The sequence below is a fragment of the Xenorhabdus sp. KK7.4 genome (assembly GCF_963876465.1).
GTDB lineage: Bacteria > Pseudomonadota > Gammaproteobacteria > Enterobacterales > Enterobacteriaceae > Xenorhabdus > Xenorhabdus stockiae.
Genome location: NZ_CAWNQF010000024.1, coordinates 80,987 through 102,255 on the forward strand (window position 1 = coordinate 80,987; position 21,269 = coordinate 102,255).

Sequence of the window (21,269 nt, forward strand, 5' to 3'; positions counted from 1 at the left end):
ATACCTGCCTACCAATGTGATAGTAAGGTTAGTGCAGCACTATGGTTCGGCGTTCTCTATCTATAGAATTAATCTGCATTTTTATCATCTCTGAGATAGGGTCTTCAGGACAATGTTCTACAAAGTAACTCAAATCTGAAACCGCAATATGATCACAGTCAAGCTGGGCATAAATAAGCCCACGATCACGGATTTCATATGGGTCATCCGGATCAAACATCAGCACAACTTCACTGGCTTTAAGTGCCAGTTCCATCTTTTTTTCTTCCATCAGAGAAACTTTGATCGTATCAGTGATTTTGCGTACTAAGCTGCTGTTATCGGCTTCCTGTAAGTCTTTCTTTTCCAGCCGGACAGTCGGGCCAATGTTACCTTTCAGCCAGACATCAAGGATATGTTCATTAAGCGTTTCCCCATTCATGGGGTTAATAAACCAAGCAGGTTGATCAGGCAAATCAATACGCAATATCAACTGGGTCGGAAATATTATCGGCGTTATAGGAATAGCCAACATCTGAGCGATATGCACAAATAGCGCACCCAGTGCAACCGGTGCCCCCTGACGGGAAGCAATTACACTATCCAGCCATAGAGTATCCGATAGACAGTACACCCCATTTGCTCCACCAAACTTCCACTCCTGATAAAAAAGTGTCAGTAATGATTGCAGTTTTTCTTTATGGTCATTGATTGAAAAAAGTGCCTGCTGTGCTTCTTCGACTAACGCAGTTAACTGCTCTGACACTAATGTCTGAGGGAAATCAGGGCGAATAGCCTTCGATACCAGAATAATACCATCAATCAGGGGAGCATCATTGAATTCATAATTAGTTATGGGTTTCATTTTTATTCCATCGACCTACCGTGATACGTTCATTACCACCATAATCCTGAAAAGTCGCTATCTGATGATAACCCTTCTCTAAAAACAGGTTCCTGACAACTGCTCCCTGTTTCCAGCCATGTTCCAATAACAGCCATCCATTCGATAATAGAAAATGGCGGGCCTGTTCCACGATTGCCTGTAAATCCGCCAAACCATTTTGTGCGGCAATCAATGCAGTGGCCGGTTCAAACCTAACATCCCCTTCTTTCAAATGAGGGTCATTCTCATCTATATACGGGGGATTACTGACAATCATATCAAATTGTCTGTCACCCACTGCAGAAAACCACTCACTTTGTAAAAAATTCACATTGTGAATAGCTTCTTGTCCATTGACTTTTCCAATATTGATCTTTTCAACATTGTTTTTTGCCAGTATGACTGCTTCAGGATTAATATCGACTCCCGTGACATGGCAATCACGCCTTTCAGATGCCAGTGCCAGAGCGATCGCGCCCGTTCCGGTGCCAAGATCGAGGATTTGTGCCGGTGTTTCCGGCAACAATTCAAGTGCTTTTTCCACCAGACACTCCGTGTCAGGCCGCGGGATCAGAGTTGCGGGTGAGACTGCAAGTGGTAATGACCAGAACTCTTTCTCACCGACAATATAAGCGATTGGCTCACCTTTCAGTCGGCGAGCCAGTAAGCCATCAAGCTGAAGGGTTTCTTCTCCTGAAATGGACGTTTCGCTAAACGCTATCAGATAAGTGCGGGAGCGACCTGTCACATGCCCTAACAGGATCTCCGCCTCTCGCTTAGGGCTGCTATCAGCAGGCAAATTATCAGATAACAGAGCCGCGGCGTATTGCAGCCAATGTTGATAATTCATTAATCCTGCTCTGACAGTGCTGATAACTGGTCAGCCTGATATTCGGTAATGATTGGCTGGATCAACATATCCAGTTTACCTTCCATGACTTCATCAAGGCGGTATAGCGTCAGGTTGATGCGGTGGTCAGTCACTCGTCCTTGCGGGAAGTTATAAGTCCGGTTGCGATCTGAACGGTCACCAGAGCCAAGCAGGTTACGGCGTTCAGAGGCTTCAGCTTCCTGACGCTTCTGCATTTCAGCAGCACGAATACGGGCACCCAGCACAGATAATGCTTTAGCTTTATTTTTATGTTGCGAACGTTCGTCCTGACATTCCACCACAATTCCGGTAGGAATATGGGTAATTCGGATCGCGGAGTCGGTGGTATTAACGTGCTGACCACCCGCACCGGAAGAACGGAAGGTATCAATTTTCAGGTCTGCTGAGCTGATTTCCGGCAATTCAGCTTCCGGAATTTCCGGCAGTACCGCTACTGTACAGGCCGAAGTATGGATACGACCCTGAGATTCTGTTTCCGGCACACGTTGAACACGATGACCACCTGATTCAAATTTCAAATGTCCGTAAACCTGCTCACCAGAAACTTTCGCGATAACCTCTTTGTAACCGCCATGTTCCCCTTCGTTGGCACTCATAATTTCTACTTTCCAACGACGAGATTCGGCGTAACGGCTATACATCCGGAACAGATCTCCGGCAAATATTGCCGCTTCATCACCACCGGTTCCCGCACGAACTTCCAGAAAACAGTTGCGCTCATCATCCGGATCTTTTGGCAACAGCAATAACTGGAGTTGCTGCTCCAACTCTTCATTACGAATTTTTGCGTCCTTGAGTTCTTCCTGCGCCATTTCCCTCATTTCAGGATCATCAAGCATCATCTCGGCTGTCTGTAAATCATCCTGAATTATTTTCCAGGATTTAAAACAGCTAGTTACATCGGTAAGTTGAGCATATTCCTTTGATAATGCACGGAAACGCTCTTGATCAGCGATCACTTCGGCATCACCGAGGTGAGCCAGTACTTCTTCATGGCGTTCTTGCAATGCTTCCAGTTTAGCGACAATAGAAGGCTTCATTCGTAATATCAGACCTTATTTAGAATAGGGTTATGGATCCAGCCCAAGGCCGTCCCGCAGGAGATTCAGGCGTTCTAAATCGCCGTCACTGGCAGCCTTTTGGAGTGATTTAGTTGGTGTATGGATCAGACGATTCGTCAATTGGTGAGTTAACTGGTTGATGACCTGTTCTGCGTCAGCACCCTGCTGTATGGACATTAATGCTTTTGCAGTCATCTCAGCCCTGATTTTTTCTGCCTGTTCCCGATATTCGCGAATTGTATTAACTGCGCCCTGCGAACGCAACCAATCCATAAAATGAGTGCTCTCTTGTTGTACAATTCCTTCAGCAATCACCGCCGCTGCTTTACGTTGCGCAAGATTTTGCTGAATAATGGCCTGTAAATCATCAACACTGTACAAATAGGCGTCACTCAATTTCTCAACATCCGGCTCGATATCTCGGGGAACAGCAATATCAATCAGCAGCATGGGTTGATTACGGCGCAGTTTTAGTGCCCGTTCGACCATTCCTTTACCAATAATCGGTAAAGGGCTGGCTGTAGAACTAATGACGATATCTGCTTCTGCCAGTCGGGTATCAATTTCCGACAGGGATATCACTTCCGCATTCACCTCATTCGCCAGCGTATACGCACGCTCTTTTGTGCGGTTGGCAATCATAAGATGGTTAACCCGGTGCTCTTTAAGATGACGGGCGACAAGCTCAATCGTTTCCCCGGCTCCTACCAGCAGGATATTTAACTGGGAAAGCGACTCAAAGATCTGCCGGGCGAGCGTACAGGCAGCAAAAGCGACAGAAACCGCATTCGCCCCAATTTCTGTTTCAGTTCTGACCCGTTTGGCAACAGAAAATGATTTCTGGAACAGGCGCTCTAATTCCCCTGATAAGGATTGGGAACTCTGCGATTCAGAAAAAGCTTTTTTCACCTGACCTAAAATTTGAGGTTCACCAAGCACCAGTGAATCCAGACCGCTGGCAACTCTCATTAAATGGCTGACAGCATCACTCCCCAGATGCCAGTAAAGGCTCGTGTTGAGTTCATCGTGGCTTAACTGGTGATATTCGCATAACCAATTAATGAGTTGCTCTTTCAGGTTGTCCTGCTGTTCGACACTGAGATACAGTTCGGTGCGATTACAGGTTGACAGCACAACCCCGCCCCTCACCAGCGGCTGCTGGAGCAGATTATCAAGTGCAAGCCCTATCGTATCGGGAGAAAAGGCTACCCGTTCACGCAAAGAAACAGGCGCTGTTTTGTGATTTATACCGAGTGCTAATAAAGTCATCTTAACTGCGTTGAGTTATCTGGCATTGGCTCATAACAATATTAATAATCATTCTCATAAACCTACACCTTTCGTAAGGACTCTCATTGGTTGAGCATTCTACTTGATGCAACAGTTCAATAAAAGTCAATCAAACAGTTCGGCTATAATTATTCGGGAAATTTTAACGAAACTTCGCTAAATTACCTCCTTGATTATAGACTTTGATTGCACATTATTCGCTATCACACCATTGGGCTACCCTATGAAAATACCATCATTTTTTCGTTTACTCCCCCTCTCCGCTGTTTTGCTGACGGCTTGTACCGTTACACAGGCACCAGACGGAACAGGGTCAATGAGCTCCCCGCAATGGAATGATCGCAAAGCACAATTGCAAAATTTGACTCATTATCAAACCCGGGGATCTTTCGCTTATCTGGCAAATGAAAAGAAAGTGTATGCCCGTTTTTTCTGGCAACAATATGCAGTAAATAACTACAAGCTACTTCTGCTAAATCCATTAGGGACAACTGAACTGGAATTATCTGTTGAGCCTAATATCACCCAGATTACGGACAATGAAGGGAAAAAATATATCAGTAATAATCCGGAAGAACTGATTTATAAGCTTACCAATATGAATATTCCTTTGGATAATCTGAAAAGCTGGATTATCGGCCTGCCCGGCAATGCCCGCGATTTTCAGCTGGATAAAAACTATCTGCTTAAATCGGTAAGCGATAAAGAAAATGGTGAAATCTGGCAGGTAAATTATCAGGGGTACGATACGTCAATGACTCCCGCCTTACCAAACCGGCTGGAACTGACCCAGGGTAAAAACCGTATTAAACTGAAAATGGATAACTGGACTACCCAATAATGACTTTGACCTGGCCTTCTCCGGCAAAATTAAATTTATTTTTATATATCACCGGGCGCCGTTCTGATGGCTATCATGAACTACAAACACTGTTTCAGTTTCTGGATTATGGTGATGAAATAACCATCACTCCCCGTCAGGATAATCAGATCCGCCTGCTGACACCCGTTAAAAGTGTGCCAAATGACGATAATCTGATCGTCCGGGCTGCGCGGTTATTACAAGAGCACGCTGAAAAGCAGTCAATCGGCACCCAATACCGGGGCGCAGATATCCACATTCATAAACGCCTGCCTATGGGTGGCGGTCTGGGTGGTGGTTCTTCCAATGCAGCCACGGTACTAATTGCCCTGAACTATCACTGGCAGACAAACCTGTCGGATGATGAACTGGCACAACTTGGCGTCACCCTCGGCGCGGACGTTCCTGTCTTCGTTAAAGGACACGCAGCTTTTGCCGAAGGCATCGGTGAAAAACTCCAACCAGCCTCACCTGAAGAGAAATGGTTTCTGGTTGCTCACCCCGGAATTGAGATCCCGACCCCAAAAATATTCACAGATCCTGAATTAAAAAGAAATTCTCCGATCCGCACTTTACCCGCATTATTACAGGCACCATTCAAAAATGATTGTGAGCCAATCGCAAGAAAACGTTTCCGTAAGGTTGAACAGCTTCTTTCATGGCTGTTAGAATACACCCCGTCACGCCTGACCGGGACAGGTGCATGTGTTTTCGGCGAGTTCGAATCAGAAGCATCAGCCCGTAAGGTGTTAAATCAAGCCCCAGAGTGGATGCAGGGCTTTGTTGCGCGTGGCGTTAACATTTCACCATTGCATACATTTCGCTGTAAACAAACAGCTCTGGGATAAACATGTTATTGAACCAATGGATCGTTGTTTTGCTTTAATGAGTAGCGGTTTGATTGGTCAACAATATCTCTCTGGACGCAAGCCTGAGGTTTTTCTCGTGCCCGATATGAAGCTTTTTGCTGGTAATGCCACCCCTGAACTAGCACAACGTGTTGCCAACCGTCTGTACACAAGCCTGGGAGACGCTGCTGTCGGTCGTTTCAGCGACGGTGAAGTCAGTGTTCAAATCAATGAAAATGTACGCGGTGGCGATGTATTCATCATCCAGTCCACTTGTGCACCAACCAACGATAACCTGATGGAATTGGTCGTTATGGTCGATGCGCTGCGTCGCGCTTCTGCCGGACGTATTACTGCGGTAATTCCTTACTTTGGTTATGCCCGTCAGGATCGTCGTGTTCGTTCAGCGCGTGTGCCTATCACTGCCAAAGTCGTTGCGGACTTTTTGTCCAGCGTTGGTGTAGACCGTGTTCTCACGGTTGACCTGCACGCCGAGCAGATCCAAGGCTTCTTTGATGTTCCGGTTGATAATGTATTTGGTAGCCCAATCCTGCTGGAAGATATGCTCCAGAAAGGGCTGGAAAACCCGATTGTTGTTTCTCCAGATATTGGTGGTGTTGTTCGCGCCCGTGCTATTGCTAAGCTGCTGAATGATACTGACATGGCTATTATTGATAAGCGCCGCCCACGTGCGAACGTTTCTCAAGTTATGCATATCATTGGTGATGTTGCAGGCCGTGACTGCATTCTGGTTGATGACATGATCGATACAGGTGGCACGCTGTGTAAAGCCGCTGAAGCACTGAAAGAGCGCGGAGCTAAGCGGGTGTTTGCTTATGCAACACACCCAATCTTCTCTGGTAATGCTGTAGAAAACATCAAGAACTCAGTGATAGATGAATTTATTGTCTGTGACACAATTCCTCTGTCTGATGAGGTCAAGGCGTTGAACAAAGTTCGTACTCTGACACTGTCTGGCATGCTTGCTGAAGCAATCCGCCGTATCAGCAATGAAGAGTCAATCTCTGCAATGTTTGAACACTAAAATATAAGCCAGTGCAGATTTTGAGCACAAACTTATACAAGTGATTAAATAAATCATCGCTGAAAAAACCCGTTGGTGCGCCTGTACCAGCGGGTTTTTCTGTTTATTTAGCAATCAGATGAAATAATTAGATATCGGTTTAGTTAATCAAGATAATATTCACAATATAAAAATAATCATCCATATCAACAAGTTAATCTGATTTATGATTAATATCTCAGGAAAACTCGCCATCAACATATCAGAACAGAAAAACAACAATCATATCTGTGCATAACAAATCATCTGGTACGTCCAGTCCTCTATAAACGTAACAATACTGGTGCGCCCGTGTGGTTGCTGCTAACCTGTCGCCGTTTTGAAAACTGACGATAAAAAATACCTTAAAAAAAACAACAGTTATGTTAGTAAATATTTTTCATCGAAAAAATTAAGATTATCTGATGAGATAAATTTCAGGCTCATTTGGACTACTCAGACAGGAAACACCATTCAATCCAGAAAAGTTGTTCCCCATAGATTATTGATCTGACCAGCCAGATATCAATCAGACATATTCAACCTATCAGCACCTTCAAACTTATGAAGAGGCGTCGCTTAGGCTTTGCCATTAAAAAAAGCCGATGTTGCTGATAAATAAAAACTATTTAAGTAAGGATAATGCTAATGAAAAAGGCATTTTTATTCACACCAGCACTGTTAGCACTTTCAATCAGCACCATTTCTAATGCCCATGCTTATGACAATCTTTATGTTTTTGGCGATAGTTTGAGTGATACTGGAAATACTAAAGGTGTAGAACGTTTCACCACGGATGGAAAAACTAGCCAGCTTTATAATGAATATCTTGCTAAAAAACTTGCAAATATCGAATTAAAACCCTCCAGTGAAGAAGGCGGCACCAACTATTCACAAGCAGGCTCGACAGCTCTTAAAGAATATAGTGAGCGTGGTCTTGGGACTAAGGAACAAGTAAGTCAGTATTTGGCACAGCATAATCAACAGGCTGACTCTAATGGAATCTATATCCATTGGGTAGGTGGGAATGATCTTGCAGCAGCATTAATCGCAGGAAGTAAAAATCCGAAGGACCCTTCTGAATCGTATGACATTGTCGGGAAAAGTGCTACAGAAGCATCAAGGCAGATCACTCAATTGGTGAACGCTGGCGCCGGCTTGGTCATAGCGCCAACTGTGCCTGATGTCGGCACTACTCCAAGAATGTTAGAAACATTACTTAGCCAAGCAGTTTTTAATCAGGTTTTAGCGGCTAACCATATTGATCCTAACACTTTTGTCGAACCACCAAAAAACAATGAAGAAGCTGATAAAAAAACAGCAATTGCAAACGAAATTAACAAAACAACAAAAGAAACCTTAACATTAGTCCATGATGGTATTAATAGATACGAAACCCCTTCTGGTGTTTTCCGTGATAAAGTTCTTGAAGGCACCTTGAAAGTAGTTGCCGCAAAGGCAGCCGCAAAATCAGCTCAAGCTGATATGGACAAGGCCGCAACTCCAGAGGAAAAAGCTAAAGTTGAGGCTGAAATCAACACTAAAACCGAAGAGTTATATAAACAACTTATTACCGCCTATGGTGATGCAAGTGAAGGTGCAACAAAACTCACCGATGCTTATAACGAATTAGTGGATAAACAAATCAGCGAGAGCAAGGGCAATATCCTGCGTGCCGATATCAACGGTCTGCTAAAGGAAGTGATCGACAATCCTTATAGTTATGGTATTCAAAATACATTAGGTTATGCCTGCCCTCAGGGACAGTCAGCCAGTGAATGTGTTTCTAAAATAGACGGAAAGGATAATCCTGAATTCAATAATATCAGAGAATTTTTATTCGCTGATCAATTCCACCCAACTCCACTAGCACACAAAATTATGGGCCAATATATAGAATCCATCTATATTGCCCCATCACAGGTTATGACCCTGAATCAGGTCAACCGTGCTCCGGTTAAAGGTACGCGGGCTTCCCTTGATGGTCATCTGCAACAACTGCGCAGCGGTGGTAATGAGCAAGGGAAAACAGGTGTATTCGGTGGCTATAGCGGCGGCCGTAATACCACCTTTACTTTAGGTGGCGATTATCAGTTAACAGAGCGTTTGTTACTGGGTGCCCTGTACTCTAATGATAATACTGAGCGTTCACCGACCTCTAACTTCTCTTATCAAAGTGATGCACATGTTGCCACTGCCTATGGCTTGTGGAACGTATTTAACAAAGCATGGCTAAGTGGTGATCTCCACTATGCGGACATCAATTACGACAGCTTAACCCGTAGCATCCAACTGGGTCAGGCAACTCGCAGAGAAGTAGGCTCAACTACAGGTAGACAATGGGGTGCCCGTCTTACTGCCAACTGGGATATCCCAGTTACCAACATTGTTACCACCAGCCCGATTGTGCAGTTCAGCTGGGATAAAGGTGATGTTAAAGGCTATCGTGAATCCGGTAATGAAAGTTCTTCTATGCACTTCAGTGACCAGAGTTACACCTCTAAAATCGCTACTCTGGGCTGGCGTGTAGATACTCAGCTGGGTCGTTTCAACCCATATGCGTCTGTTCAGTTTAACCACCAGTTCGGCGATACCCAGTCTAAAATGCGCAGTGCCATTAACTCTACCCAAACATCGTTTGTTGTGGATAGTGGCAAACAGAGCAAAGACTGGCGTCAATATACTGTAGGTGCAAATGCTAATCTGTTCGGTAACGTACGCGGTTTTGCATCCGTCACCCGTAATGAAGGCAGTGCACAAGATGCTAACTATGATTTCAGCTTAGGTATCAACGCCAGCTTCTGATTTTGTAGGCAATAAACACGATAGAAGTCGATTAATTTTAATCAGCTGATTAATTAAAAATGCAGGGCAACAATGTTGTGCCCTGCATTTTTTCATCCCCTTCAAATCCCTTCTTCAGCCTAAACCCGCATAAAACTTAACACTGAAATAATATAAATATACTGGGTTAATTATTTCAGACACACTGGTCAGACATCACATTATTTACAAATAATTCAATGTGATATGGATTATTTTTTACGTTTGAACATACTCTAATTTAGTCAATTGTTATCAGATGGTTAACAACTTGATGGAAATCACAAAATATTTAACCTGTCAGCACCTCAAAACTTCCGAAAAGGCATTGCTCAGACTTCGTCATTAAAAAAATTGGGGAACTGATAAATAACAAAAACTATTTATGGAGAATACCAGTGAAAAAAGCTTTTTTATTTGCACCTGCCCTATTAGCGCTTTCAGTCAGCACCATTGCTAATGCTCAGTCTTTTAATATTCTTTGTACGAATGGAAATAGTTTAAGCGATAGTGGAAATAATGGAGTCTACACCTCTGACCAAAAAGAAGTGTATAGCCAATATGTTTCTCGGGTATCACTTAACCAAGACCACTTTAGTTCAAAACATGGTGGCACCAATCTTGCAGTAGGTGGTGCAACAGCTATCAGTAAGTTGAATCCTAAAAATCCTGATAATACAACAGATAACCAGCTCAAAGACGTTCTGAGAAATAATAATTGCGTAGATCCTAATGCTATCTTTATACACTGGATAGGTGGGAACGATATTGCTCAAACGTTACAAAATACTTTAGGCGATCCCAATAAAGCATATAGTGAGCTTATAGAGAGTGCAGAAGCAGCTGCAGGGCAGATTAACCAACTGGTGGATGCAGGAGTTGGGTTAATCATTGCACCAACCATTCCTGATGTTGGTATGGCTCCTAGAGTGTTAGACGAAGTTTTAACAATGGGATTGGAAAAAGAGTTAAAAAATAAAGGAATATCAGAGGACAAAATTAAAGTTATTATAAAAGGAACTTTAGGTAAAGTTCACTCAGATATTAATGATGCTGATCTCCCTAATGGTGAAGCACGTCATCTGGCTCTCCAAAAAGTCTTTGATTCTCTGGCTCAAAAAGCCAGTAAAGACTTTAATTTAGACGCTGAAAAAGTAAAAAAAAATCTGACTGAGGGATATTCCAAAGCCAGTATGCTCGCAACAAAGTACACTAAAGATTATAACAAGATAGTGGATGATAAAATCAGCGCAAATAACGGCAATATTCTACGTGCCGATATCTACGGTCTATTGCATGAAGTTATCGATAATCCATTTAGTTATGGTTTTAATAATAATCTTGGTTATTCCTGTACCGTAGGTAAAAGCTCCCGTTACTGCAAGTCTGAAGATGCTGACTTTGATAAACGCAAAGAGTTTATATTCTCTGACAATTTCCACCCATCACCATTAGCACACAAAATTATGGGCCAATATATAGTATCCACCCTTATCGCCCCATCCCAGGTTATGACACTGAATCAGGTCAACCGCACCCCGGTCAAAGGCACCCGTGCCTCCCTTGATGGTCATCTGCAACAGCTACGCCATACCGGCAATGAACAGGGGAAATTTGGGGTTTTCAGTAGCTATACCGATAACCGTCATGATTCCTTTACGTTAGGCGGCGATTACCAACTGGCGGAAAACTTTTTACTGGGCGCTCTGTACTCCAACAACAAATTTGATCGTTCCCCTGTTTCTAACTTTACTTACGAAGGAAATGGGCATGTGGCAACCGGTTATGCACAGTGGAATCTCTTTGATAACGCATGGTTGAGTGGTGATATTCACTATGCCCGTATCAATTACGATAGCCTGACCCGTAGTATCCAGCTTGGTCAGGCAAACCGCAAAGAAACAGGCTCAACCACCGGTAAACAATGGGGTGCCCGCCTTACCGCTAACTGGGATATTCCTGTCACTGATATCGTCACCACTAGTCCGATTGTGCAGTTCAGCTGGGATAAAGGTGATGTTAAAGGCTATCACGAATCCGGCAATAACAGTTCTGCCATGCGTTTCAGTGACCAAAATTACACCTCTAAAGTCGGGACACTGGGCTGGCGTGTAGATACCCAACTGGGTCGTTTCAACCCATATGCATCTATTCAGTTTAATCACCAGTTCGGTGATACCCAGTACAAACTGCGCAGTGCTATTCTATCAACCAAAACATCGTTTGTTACGGATAGCAGTAAACAGAGCAAAGACTGGCGTCAATATACTATAGGTGCGAACGCCAATCTGTTCGGTAATATCCATGGTTTTGCTTCCGTTACCCGTAATGAAGGCAGCTCACAGGATCCAAACTACAATTTCAGTCTGGGTGTTAGCTCCCGCTTCTGATTTGATGTCGTAAAAAATAAAGCGCACGGGGAAAGAATCTCTCCCTTGCGCTTTTCTTTTTCCGTCACATTTTCTCTTTCTATATACATACATCCGCATCACGTTGATTTTTCGTATAAGTAACCAGAAGTAATATCATATTGAAATTATCAGGGAATATAAGGAGTCAACTCTTAATCCAACAATATCGGGGGGATAAGAGCTGAGAGGAAAGCAATGGTTACGTTCTCTGGAGAACTCCAATGAAAAAAATACTTTTCGGAATATCAACTACAACACTACTTTTATCCAGTTTCATTACAAATTCATATGCTTATGATACTACCTATGTCTTCGGCGATAGTCTGAGTGACGGCGGGAATAAAGGACGTTATACAACCGACGGAGCAAATAGTGAACTGTATGATGAATATGTGAGCCGCCACATTACCGGTAAAGACTTAACTCCTTCCAAGAAAAACGGAACTAACTACGCTGAAGGAGGTGCAACCGCACTGCCGATGCCAAAACACCAGGATACAACAGAAAAGCAGCTGGATAATTATCTTAAACAACACGGAGGAAAAGCCGATCCAAATGGTATCTATATTCATTGGGTCGGTGGTAATGACATGACTGCTGCTTTACAAGCTTATAATATTATGTCGGATGATTCTAAAAAATCACATGAAATTGTTGATGCCAGTGCAAATGCCACATCAAACCAAATCAACACGCTGGTCAAAGCCGGAGCCGGACTAATCATCGTACCAACCGTTCCTGATGTGGGAACAACGCCCAAACTTATGGAAACATTGGTTGAAAAGGAATTAGTCACCATGGGCAAAACTCCGGAGCAGATTAAAGAAATATTAGAAAAGATCCGCCAGGAGGTTAATAAACACGATATTCCCAGCGGTGAAGCCCGTGAAATGGCGATTAATAAACTCCTTGAAGAATTGGCAAAAAAGTCTGGAATAGATGTAACATTACTGAAGTATGCTTATAACAAATACCGCCAAAAAGCCACCGAATTCACCGATAGTTATAACAAACAGGTAGATGATAAAATCAGTCAAAGTCATGGCAATATCCTGCGTGCTGATATTAATGCTCTACTACGCGAAGTCATGGAAAACCCCTATGCATACGGTATTCAGAATACATTAGGTTACCCTTGCCCTCAGGGAGAACTTGCTGATCAGTGTTCTTCACAAGATACAAATTTTGATAAAGACAAAGAATTCTTATTCTCTGATGGCTTCCACCCGACCCCATATGTTCATCATGTCACCGGTCAATACATTACCTCAATCTATACTGCACCATTCCTTGTGGCATCACTAACTAGTGTCAATCAACTCCCGGTCAAAGGTGTTCGTTCATTCCTTGATGGCCACTTACAGCAGCTCCGCGATGCCGGTAATACACCGGGAAAAATCGGCGTATTTGGCGGTTATACACATAGCGGTAATGATAGCTTCACGTTGGGTAGTGACTACCAGCTGACAGATAATCTATTACTGGGAGCGCTCTATTCTCACTACGAGGATGAACGAACTCTCGCTTCCAGCTTCACCTATGAAGGGCTGGGACATACTGTTATCGCTTACGGACTGTGGAATCTCTATGGCAACGCGTGGCTGAGTGGTGATCTCCACTATTCGCATATAAATTACGATAGCCTGATCCGTAATATTGAGCTTGGTGAAGCTACCCGTAGAGAAATTGGTTCAACATTGGGTAAACAATGGGGTGCCCGCATTACTGCCAACTGGAATATTCCTGTGACTGAAGTCATCACTACCAGCCCGATTGTGCAGTTTATCTGGGATAAAGGTGATGTTAATGGTTATCGTGAACACGAAAATAACAGTACATCCATGCACTTTTCTGGTCAGAGATATACGTCTGAAGTTGGTACACTGGGCTGGCGTGTAGACACTCAGTTAGGTCGCTTTAATCCTTATGCTTCTGTTCAGTTTAATCGCCAGTTCGGGGATCTCAGCACCAAAATACGTAGTGCTATTAATGCCACCAAAACTTCCTTTGTAATAGAAAGTAGTAAACGGAGCAAAAACTGGCGGCAATATACCCTTGGGATGAATATGGGACTGGTCAATAACCTACATAGTTTTATTACTGTAACCCGTAATGAAGGTAGCGGTGAGGAGCCTGACTATAATTTCAGTCTGGGAATTAATGCAATATTCTAAGATTCATTACCTTTCAAGTTGCAGCGTTATCAGCTGCAACTTGAAATAACTGAAATATGTTAATAACCCAGCTAACAAAATACCCGTGTTATATTGTGTGCAATGCTAATAATAGCGTTATATCAAAATATAAATATATCTTAATAAAATTACGAATGCTTATGTTGTTTTTTGCGACGATAGCGCTCATCATGATTTTTCAACCACCAATACTTATCCGTAATATGCTCCCGCCCTCCAAGACTAGCGCCACCCAACCAAATAAGTGCACCGACAAATAACCCTACCAGTGCAACTCCCGCAAAAAATTCAGATTCCTTGATACTAAATATATGGCTGAGCAAGACATAGGCTAGACTAATAAGCATCCCAGCCATACCTAATCCCATAAAAATATTGCCCAGAATAAACGCTTTTTTACGTCCCATAGCCAACCTCCAATACTTTTTGTGAACGTAATTTGTTTACAAACGAACTCAAAAGCACGAAAGCGGATGCCTCCTAGTTATTATAGCCATAGTATTAAAAAGGTTATTGCGCCAGTGATCACAAGCTGTGCAAATTTTAACTTATTTTTAATACCGACATCCTATTATCTAATATCATAATCAATTTTGTACTCAAGCTCTGAGGCAGGTAAACTAGGCCTCTTTTTTTAATACATTAATGCCAATAAGCGAAACCAAACTGTGAGTAACATAAAATTAATCGTTGGTCTGGCAAACCCCGGGGCTGAATATGCTCAAACCCGTCATAATGCAGGAGCATGGTTTGTCGATTTATTAGCACAGCGCCATAACCAGTCTTTAAAAGAAGAAAGTAAATTTTTCGGTTATACCGCTCGCATTAATATGAACGGGCAAGATGTCCGCCTACTGGTGCCAACGACATTCATGAACCTCAGTGGTAAGTCTGTTCTTGCCCTGGCTGGGTTTTACCGTATCCAGCCGGATGAAATTCTGGTTGCACATGATGAGCTTGATCTCCCGCCGGGTGTGGCAAAAATGAAGCTGGGCGGCAGTAATGGCGGGCATAACGGACTGAAAGATATCCAGAACAAATTTGGTAATAATCCTAATTTCCATCGTCTGAGGATTGGTATCGGCCATCCGGGTGATAAAAACAAAGTTGTGGGATTTGTACTTGGCAAGCCACCGGTCGGTGAACAAAAGCTGATTGATGATGCTATCGCTGAAGCATTAAGCTGTACTGATATTCTTATGAAAGATGGCATGAGCAAAGCCATTAACCGCCTGCACGCATTTAAAGCCAGTGCCTGACGGGAGTACATGGCACGTGATGCTATTGCGTGTATAATGGCGCCAATTTTATATAACTCACCGACAGGTTATGCCCTATGGCTTTTCAGCCAGACAAAGAGCATCTTCATTGTTGGTGTATAAGTAATCAAAGGTGATAAATTTATGGGATTCAAATGCGGTATCGTTGGCCTGCCTAACGTCGGTAAATCTACATTATTCAATGCGTTAACCAAAGCAGGTATCGAAGCAGCAAACTTCCCTTTCTGCACTATCGAGCCAAATACCGGTGTTGTTCCGATGCCGGATCCACGCCTCGACAAGCTGGCTGAAATTGTTAAACCACAGCGCATTCTGCCAACCACAATGGAATTTGTGGATATTGCCGGTCTGGTAAAAGGCGCGTCAAAAGGCGAAGGTCTGGGTAACCAGTTCCTGACCAACATTCGTGAAACTGAAGCGATTGGTCACGTTGTACGTTGCTTCGACAATGACAATATCATACACGTTTCCGGTCAGGTTGATCCTGCGGCTGATATTGACGTTATCAATACTGAACTGGCCCTGTCAGATCTGGAAACCTGTGAGCGTGCTATCCAGCGCGTCCAGAAAAAAGCCAAAGGTGGCGATAAAGACGCTAAAACTGAATTAGCCGCGCTGGAAAAATGTCTTCCACACCTTGAACAGGCAGGCATGTTGCGTGCTTTAGATCTGAGTGTGGAAGAGAAAGCCGCTATTCGTTACCTGAGCTTCCTGACCCTGAAACCAACAATGTACATTGCTAACGTCAATGAGGATGGTTTTGAAAACAACCCACATCTTGACACCGTTCGTGCCATTGCTGCGCAGGAAGGCTCTGTGGTTGTTCCTGTTTGTGCTGCAATTGAAGCAGATATCGCAGAACTGGAAGATGAAGACCGTGAAGAATTTATGGCTGAAATGGGGCTGGAAGAACCGGGCCTGAACCGTGTTATTCGCGCCGGGTACGAACTGTTGAATCTGCAAACCTATTTCACCGCAGGTGTGAAAGAAGTCCGCGCATGGACAATTCCGGTAGGCGCAACTGCACCACAAGCAGCGGGTAAAATCCATACTGATTTTGAAAAAGGATTTATCCGTGCCCAGACTATCGCATTTGAAGATTTCATCACCTATAAAGGTGAACAAGGTGCAAAAGAAGCAGGCAAAATGCGTGCGGAAGGAAAAGAATATATCGTTAAAGATGGCGATGTAATGAACTTCCTGTTTAACGTGTAACTATCTCCTTCCACTTCAGTGGAACAACTCGTAACTGGCGAGTTTTAATATGAAGGCGGCGTTGATATCATAAACATATTCAGCGCCGCACTAAAAAAATTACCAAAACCCTCTTTTTACTACTGGCTAAATATTTAGTCCTCATAACATTTAGTCTTTAAAATTATTTTTCCTTTGCCGCTTACCATTTTATAAACTTAAGATTATCAACAAATAACAGTCATTCTTTTAATTCATCTGATAATTAAACTTTATATTACTTACCTTATTAAGTAATATTTATTACACACTGGACTCTTGCAAACTTAAGTTACTAATCAATGGTAAACGCTCAGTAACCACAAAAATCGATCAGGTTAATCCTAAACCCCATCCAGGAACCGTTTACAAAACAGACATCTGTACTTATGGCGGGCATAATTACAGCGCATTCAGTTCATTTATGAAAGTATTACCCATGTTGGAGTCAAATGGTGATTCAGTACTTATCCCAATCCCGTATTCCGCTGGAACGGTCAAGGGATGGGCAAGAGCCTTGCTTCAAGTACTTCTGTCCATCAACAAATCGAAGAATTGCAAAAAGAGCTTGGTGAATTAAATATATGTAGTTTTAGTAGCGAGAATTGGAGCCCTGACTGGAAATATACAGATGCTTATCAATTACGCAAATTAAAAACAGCATACTTAGGTTTAGTTGATAGGATTGGTAATATATTTAACTAATACTCTATCAACATCATTAATTCATTCTGGAAGGAACTCTTTCCTTCCGGGTTTCCCCTTAACTATCTTATATTAAATAGTTCCCGCATTAAGCCCCGGAAACCTCATTAATGGTTTAAGTAACATTCAGGTTACCTATATTACAGTAAGATAGTATCAAATCCGCCACTCCACTGACATTACCTGATAAATGGCAGCTTTTAGTTACATTCAGGAACATTTCAATCAAATAAAACATGAAGATTAACCATAAATGACTGCTATGAATAAGTTATTTAGGCAAGAAGCCTTAGATAATAAAAAATCCAGATGGACGGGTAAGGCAATATTAATAGCAAAAGTTCCTGCATGGATTATTTGTGTTGCTTCAATCATTTTTCTGACTATTTTGTTTCTTTTTATTACTTTTGGAAATTATGCAAGACGTATTAATGTTTATGGCGAAGTCATCACTAATCCTCACCCAATAAATATTTTAGCTTCTCAACAAGGCTTTATCTTAAAATCATTTGTTAAAGTCGGTGATATCGTAAAAAAAGGTCAGAAAATTTATCAGGTTGATATTAGTCAAGTGACCGAATCCGGTAAAACCAGCACCAACGCGCAAAACTCCCTCAAAAACCAGCTAACACAAATAAACAAAATCATTGAAAACCTCGAACATAATAAAAGCGTTACTTTAGCCAGCCTTGAGGAACAAAAAAATCAGTATGAGCTATCGCATGAAAAAGACAGGATTATTGTAGAAAATGCACGGCAAGGTGTTGATTTTGCAAAAGAAAACATGAAGAACTATAAAACTTACCAGGAACGGGGGCTTATTACAAAAGATCAGTTTAATAACTACGGTTACTCTTATTACCAGCAACAAAATATGTATCAAAACCTCTATAGCCAATACATCAGCGATTCATTAAAAATCACCAGTCTGAATAGTGACATCATGCTACAAAAAGCCGATTTTGATAAACAGATTTCACAATATAAAATCCAGCAGGATGATTTAAAACAAAAATTAACTGAAATGAATGTCAGCGGATCGATATTTGTTACTTCTCCTATTGATGGGCGGATTGAATCCCTGAATTTTACCGATGGTCAAATGGTTGTCACAAATGATAATTTAGTTCAGGTAAGCCCAGATAATGTAAAGCCAACTTATTATTTAATTTTGTGGGTTCCTAATAGCAGCTTACCTTATATCAAAAAAGGCGATGGTATTAATATACGCTACGATGCTTTCCCATTTGAAAAGTTTGGCCAATTTTCAGGGGACATCAATAATATTTCTTATATTCCTGCCACTGCTCAAGAAATGTCTCATTACAGAAGTTCACCAGTAAATGTCCCCGGAGATAAAACCGAATCATATTATAAAGTTCTGGTTGGCCTGAAGAAAGAACAGTTCAATTATAATGGAAGAAAATTATATTTATCCAACGGAATGAAAGCTCAATCGACCTTTTTCCTTGAAAAAAGACCACTTTATCAGTGGATGTTCTCACCATTCTATGACATGAAAAAAACATTAACAGGCCCTCAAAAATGAATAAAACCTCTTTTGAAACTATCACCGAAAGATTAAATCTAGGATTCAGAAGAAGAGTTCCTAAAATTTTGCAAACCGAAGCGGCCGAATGTGGATTAGCCAGTTTAGCAATGGTATTTCATTATCATGGGCTACAAATTGATTTATCCAGCCTACGTAGCCAATTCGGGATTTCTACCCGCGGCGTAACACTGACAACACTGATCAATATTGCCACTATCCTTAAGTTCAAAACCAGAGCTGTAGCACTGGAGCTTGATGAGCTTCAAGCATTAAAAACCCCCTGTATTTTACATTGGGACATGAATCATTTTGTCGTTCTGGTTAATGTAAAAAAAAATAAAGTCACTATTCATGACCCAGCATTCGGGCAACGTGTGATGACTTTTGCGGAGGTATCCAAACACTTTACTGGCATTGCATTAGAAGTATGGCCAGGTAGTGAATTTGTTCCGATAAAAAAACAAAATAAATTACGCATTATCTCCTTGCTGACTAATATTCAGGGAATTAAATCGACACTGAGTAAAATATTTTTCTTATCTCTGGTTATAGAAGCAATTAATATACTCTTGCCTGTCGGAACCCAATTAATAATGGACCATGTCATCATCGCTCAGGATCATAGCCTTCTGAAGATTATTTGCTATGGTCTACTCTTTTTCATTTTATTTAGAGTCAGTGTATCCACATTGCGTAGCTGGACATCCATTACTATGGAAGCATTTGTGGATGTACAATGGAAATCCGGTGTATTTGATCATTTAATGAAATTACCTTTAGCATACTTTGAAAAACGTAAATTAGGTGATATTCAGTCCCGCTTTGGCTCACTCAGTGTAATACGGACAACTTTCACTCAAAATGTTATTAACAGCATTATTGATACTATTATGCTGGTTAGCGTTTTCATTATGATGCTGCTTTATGGTAACTGGCTCGTTTGGGTTGTATTAGGGTTTACTATCATTTATATCTTCATAAGATTTATAACCTACCAATATTTCAGACAGCTCTCTGAAGAACAGATAGTTAAAGATGCCAGAGCCAATTCTCATTTTATGGAAACATTATATAGCATTAATACATTAAAGGCACTTGGACTATGTGATAGCCGGGCAAAATCCTGGTTAAATCTGAATATTGATACGCTTAATTCAAATACCAGACTTAACAAGATAGGCTCCATTTTTAATATTGTTAAGGCTTTTATTTCCACGAGTGAGCAAATTATCATTTTGTGGTTAGGAGCATCATTAGTTATAGATAATCATATGACACTTGGGATGTTTGTCGCGTTTAATTCATATCGTGGACAATTTGCTGACAGAGCCAGTAATTTAATTGATATGGCAATGAAATTACGCATGTTAAACTTACATAATGAAAGGATTGCCGATATCGTACTTACTGACACAGAGAAAGAAACGCCAGATAGGGATCTCGGTTTTTCAGGAAAAGCGGTTAATTTAACCATCCATGATTTACATTATCAATATGATAGTTTATCAAAGCCGATTATTTCTGGTTTTAATCTCCATATTAATGCGGGAGAAAGTATCGCCATTGTTGGTCCGTCCGGGGCCGGAAAAACGACATTAATGAAGCTCATGAGTGGTTTGTTAGAGCCCAATAAGGGTACAATTCTAATGAATGGGCTTGATATTAATATTATTGGTTTAAATAACTACCGAAAATGTATTGCCTGTGTTTTACAGGATGATAAATTACTTTCCGGTTCTATCGCAGAAAATATATCCGGGTTTACCCACTCACCAGATGTACACTTCATTCAGGAATGCGCTAAACGTGCAAATATTCATGATGATATTTTATTGATGCCAATGGGATATGAAACACTGATTGGTGAGTTAGGTAATGGATTATCAGGTGGTCAAATACAACGGCTATTGATTGCAAGAGCGCTGTATCGTCGCCCAAGCATCCTATTTATGGATGAGGCAACCAGCCATCTGGATTTAGATAATGAGTCATATATTAATGAGTCAGTATCCTCATTAAAAATCACCCGAATTATCATTGCGCACAGACCCTCAACTATTCAATCAGCAGAGCGTGTAATTTCTATCTCTGGGGATTCCCAATAACCCCATCTGGAAAAATATTTATAATGTCCCAGAGTAATCTGGCAAGAAAAGATTTTTTTACTCTGTAGAGTAATAATTTGTGGC

Annotated in this window: 16 protein-coding genes; 11 read left to right on the top strand and 5 right to left on the bottom strand. The window is 41.8% G+C overall.

Translation table 11 applies throughout. The annotated features are described in order from the left end of the window. Positions 1-28: 28 nt before the first annotated feature. The 4 genes from sirB1 to hemA are packed head-to-tail and all read right to left on the bottom strand — an operon-like array spanning position 29 to position 4,087. Positions 29-844 carry an invasion regulator SirB1 gene (gene sirB1 / locus AACS90_RS04110; RefSeq protein ID WP_099121813.1) on the bottom strand — a complete coding sequence of 272 codons (816 nt, stop codon included), beginning with the start codon at positions 842-844 and terminating at the stop codon, positions 29-31. Next, positions 828-1,715 carry a peptide chain release factor N(5)-glutamine methyltransferase gene (gene prmC / locus AACS90_RS04115; RefSeq protein ID WP_099121814.1) on the bottom strand — a complete coding sequence of 296 codons (888 nt, stop codon included), beginning with the start codon at positions 1,713-1,715 and terminating at the stop codon, positions 828-830. Before prmC ends, sirB1 begins: the two co-directional genes overlap by 17 nt. Then, a complete protein-coding gene (prfA, locus tag AACS90_RS04120; RefSeq protein ID WP_099121815.1) occupies positions 1,715-2,797 on the bottom strand; it encodes a peptide chain release factor 1 in 1,083 nt (360 codons plus the stop codon). Before prfA ends, prmC begins: the two co-directional genes overlap by 1 nt. A gap of 30 nt (positions 2,798-2,827) precedes the next feature. Continuing rightward, the gene (gene hemA, locus AACS90_RS04125; protein ID WP_099121816.1) at positions 2,828-4,087 is read right to left on the bottom strand and encodes a glutamyl-tRNA reductase; all 1,260 of its coding nucleotides are present in this window, start codon (positions 4,085-4,087) and stop codon (positions 2,828-2,830) included. Positions 4,088-4,331: 244 nt separating this feature from the next. Here hemA and lolB point away from each other — a divergent pair, with 244 nt between their 5' ends. The 6 genes from lolB to AACS90_RS04155 all read left to right on the top strand — a co-directional run bounded on the left by lolB (position 4,332) and on the right by AACS90_RS04155 (position 14,289). Further along, positions 4,332-4,949, top strand: coding sequence for a lipoprotein insertase outer membrane protein LolB (gene lolB / locus AACS90_RS04130; RefSeq protein WP_099121817.1), 618 nt, complete (start codon positions 4,332-4,334; stop codon positions 4,947-4,949). Then, the gene (gene ispE / locus AACS90_RS04135; protein WP_099121818.1) at positions 4,949-5,818 is read left to right on the top strand and encodes a 4-(cytidine 5'-diphospho)-2-C-methyl-D-erythritol kinase; all 870 of its coding nucleotides are present in this window, start codon (positions 4,949-4,951) and stop codon (positions 5,816-5,818) included. The genes lolB and ispE overlap by 1 nt, the downstream gene beginning before the upstream one ends. Before the next feature lie 97 nt (positions 5,819-5,915). Beyond that, positions 5,916-6,863: a ribose-phosphate diphosphokinase gene (gene prs / locus AACS90_RS04140; protein ID WP_141554498.1), complete on the top strand. Its 948-nt coding sequence runs from the start codon at positions 5,916-5,918 to the stop codon at positions 6,861-6,863. Between the two features lie 666 nt (positions 6,864-7,529). Beyond that, positions 7,530-9,686 (top strand): autotransporter domain-containing protein, encoded by a 2,157-nt coding sequence (locus tag AACS90_RS04145; protein WP_099121819.1) that lies wholly within the window; start codon positions 7,530-7,532, stop codon positions 9,684-9,686. A gap of 416 nt (positions 9,687-10,102) precedes the next feature. Next, entirely contained in the window at positions 10,103-12,094 is a 1,992-nt protein-coding gene (locus tag AACS90_RS04150; RefSeq protein WP_099121820.1) for an autotransporter outer membrane beta-barrel domain-containing protein, read from the top strand. Positions 12,095-12,336: 242 nt separating this feature from the next. Then, on the top strand, positions 12,337-14,289 hold the full coding sequence (locus AACS90_RS04155) for an autotransporter domain-containing protein (RefSeq protein WP_099121821.1): 1,953 nt from the start codon (positions 12,337-12,339) through the stop codon (positions 14,287-14,289). Between the two features lie 149 nt (positions 14,290-14,438). Here AACS90_RS04155 and ychH read toward each other — a convergent pair whose 3' ends face one another. Then, the gene (ychH, locus tag AACS90_RS04160) at positions 14,439-14,717 is read right to left on the bottom strand and encodes a stress-induced protein YchH (RefSeq protein WP_099121822.1); all 279 of its coding nucleotides are present in this window, start codon (positions 14,715-14,717) and stop codon (positions 14,439-14,441) included. Positions 14,718-14,978: 261 nt separating this feature from the next. Between ychH and pth the strand changes: the two genes are divergently transcribed. The 5 genes from pth (at position 14,979) to AACS90_RS04185 (ending at position 21,185) form a co-directional block, all read left to right on the top strand. Continuing rightward, positions 14,979-15,569 carry an aminoacyl-tRNA hydrolase gene (gene pth, locus AACS90_RS04165; RefSeq protein ID WP_099121823.1) on the top strand — a complete coding sequence of 197 codons (591 nt, stop codon included), beginning with the start codon at positions 14,979-14,981 and terminating at the stop codon, positions 15,567-15,569. A 144-nt stretch (positions 15,570-15,713) separates the two neighbouring features. After that, positions 15,714-16,805 (top strand): redox-regulated ATPase YchF, encoded by a 1,092-nt coding sequence (gene ychF, locus AACS90_RS04170; protein ID WP_099121824.1) that lies wholly within the window; start codon positions 15,714-15,716, stop codon positions 16,803-16,805. A gap of 522 nt (positions 16,806-17,327) precedes the next feature. Then, a complete protein-coding gene (locus AACS90_RS04175) occupies positions 17,328-17,528 on the top strand; it encodes a hypothetical protein (RefSeq protein WP_099121825.1) in 201 nt (66 codons plus the stop codon). Positions 17,529-17,790: 262 nt separating this feature from the next. Next, a complete protein-coding gene (locus AACS90_RS04180) occupies positions 17,791-19,077 on the top strand; it encodes an HlyD family secretion protein (RefSeq protein WP_099121846.1) in 1,287 nt (428 codons plus the stop codon). Beyond that, a complete protein-coding gene (locus AACS90_RS04185; RefSeq protein WP_099121826.1) occupies positions 19,074-21,185 on the top strand; it encodes a peptidase domain-containing ABC transporter in 2,112 nt (703 codons plus the stop codon). The genes AACS90_RS04180 and AACS90_RS04185 overlap by 4 nt, the downstream gene beginning before the upstream one ends. The last annotated feature ends 84 nt before the right edge of the window (positions 21,186-21,269 follow it).

What these genes read in the sequence shown, in the direction of transcription:
- sirB1 (WP_099121813.1), bottom strand. Translation starts at nt 844, where the DNA reads ATGAAACCCATAACTAATTATGAATTCAATGATGCTCCCCTGATTGAT.
- prmC (WP_099121814.1), bottom strand. Translation starts at nt 1,715, where the DNA reads ATGAATTATCAACATTGGCTGCAATACGCCGCGGCTCTGTTATCTGAT.
- prfA (WP_099121815.1), bottom strand. Translation starts at nt 2,797, where the DNA reads ATGAAGCCTTCTATTGTCGCTAAACTGGAAGCATTGCAAGAACGCCAT.
- hemA (WP_099121816.1), bottom strand. Translation starts at nt 4,087, where the DNA reads ATGACTTTATTAGCACTCGGTATAAATCACAAAACAGCGCCTGTTTCT.
- lolB (WP_099121817.1), top strand. Translation starts at nt 4,332, where the DNA reads ATGAAAATACCATCATTTTTTCGTTTACTCCCCCTCTCCGCTGTTTTG.
- ispE (WP_099121818.1), top strand. Translation starts at nt 4,949, where the DNA reads ATGACTTTGACCTGGCCTTCTCCGGCAAAATTAAATTTATTTTTATAT.
- AACS90_RS04145 (WP_099121819.1), top strand. Translation starts at nt 7,530, where the DNA reads ATGAAAAAGGCATTTTTATTCACACCAGCACTGTTAGCACTTTCAATC.
- AACS90_RS04155 (WP_099121821.1), top strand. Translation starts at nt 12,337, where the DNA reads ATGAAAAAAATACTTTTCGGAATATCAACTACAACACTACTTTTATCC.
- ychH (WP_099121822.1), bottom strand. Translation starts at nt 14,717, where the DNA reads ATGGGACGTAAAAAAGCGTTTATTCTGGGCAATATTTTTATGGGATTA.
- ychF (WP_099121824.1), top strand. Translation starts at nt 15,714, where the DNA reads ATGGGATTCAAATGCGGTATCGTTGGCCTGCCTAACGTCGGTAAATCT.
- AACS90_RS04175 (WP_099121825.1), top strand. Translation starts at nt 17,328, where the DNA reads ATGGGCAAGAGCCTTGCTTCAAGTACTTCTGTCCATCAACAAATCGAA.
- AACS90_RS04180 (WP_099121846.1), top strand. Translation starts at nt 17,791, where the DNA reads ATGAATAAGTTATTTAGGCAAGAAGCCTTAGATAATAAAAAATCCAGA.
- AACS90_RS04185 (WP_099121826.1), top strand. Translation starts at nt 19,074, where the DNA reads ATGAATAAAACCTCTTTTGAAACTATCACCGAAAGATTAAATCTAGGA.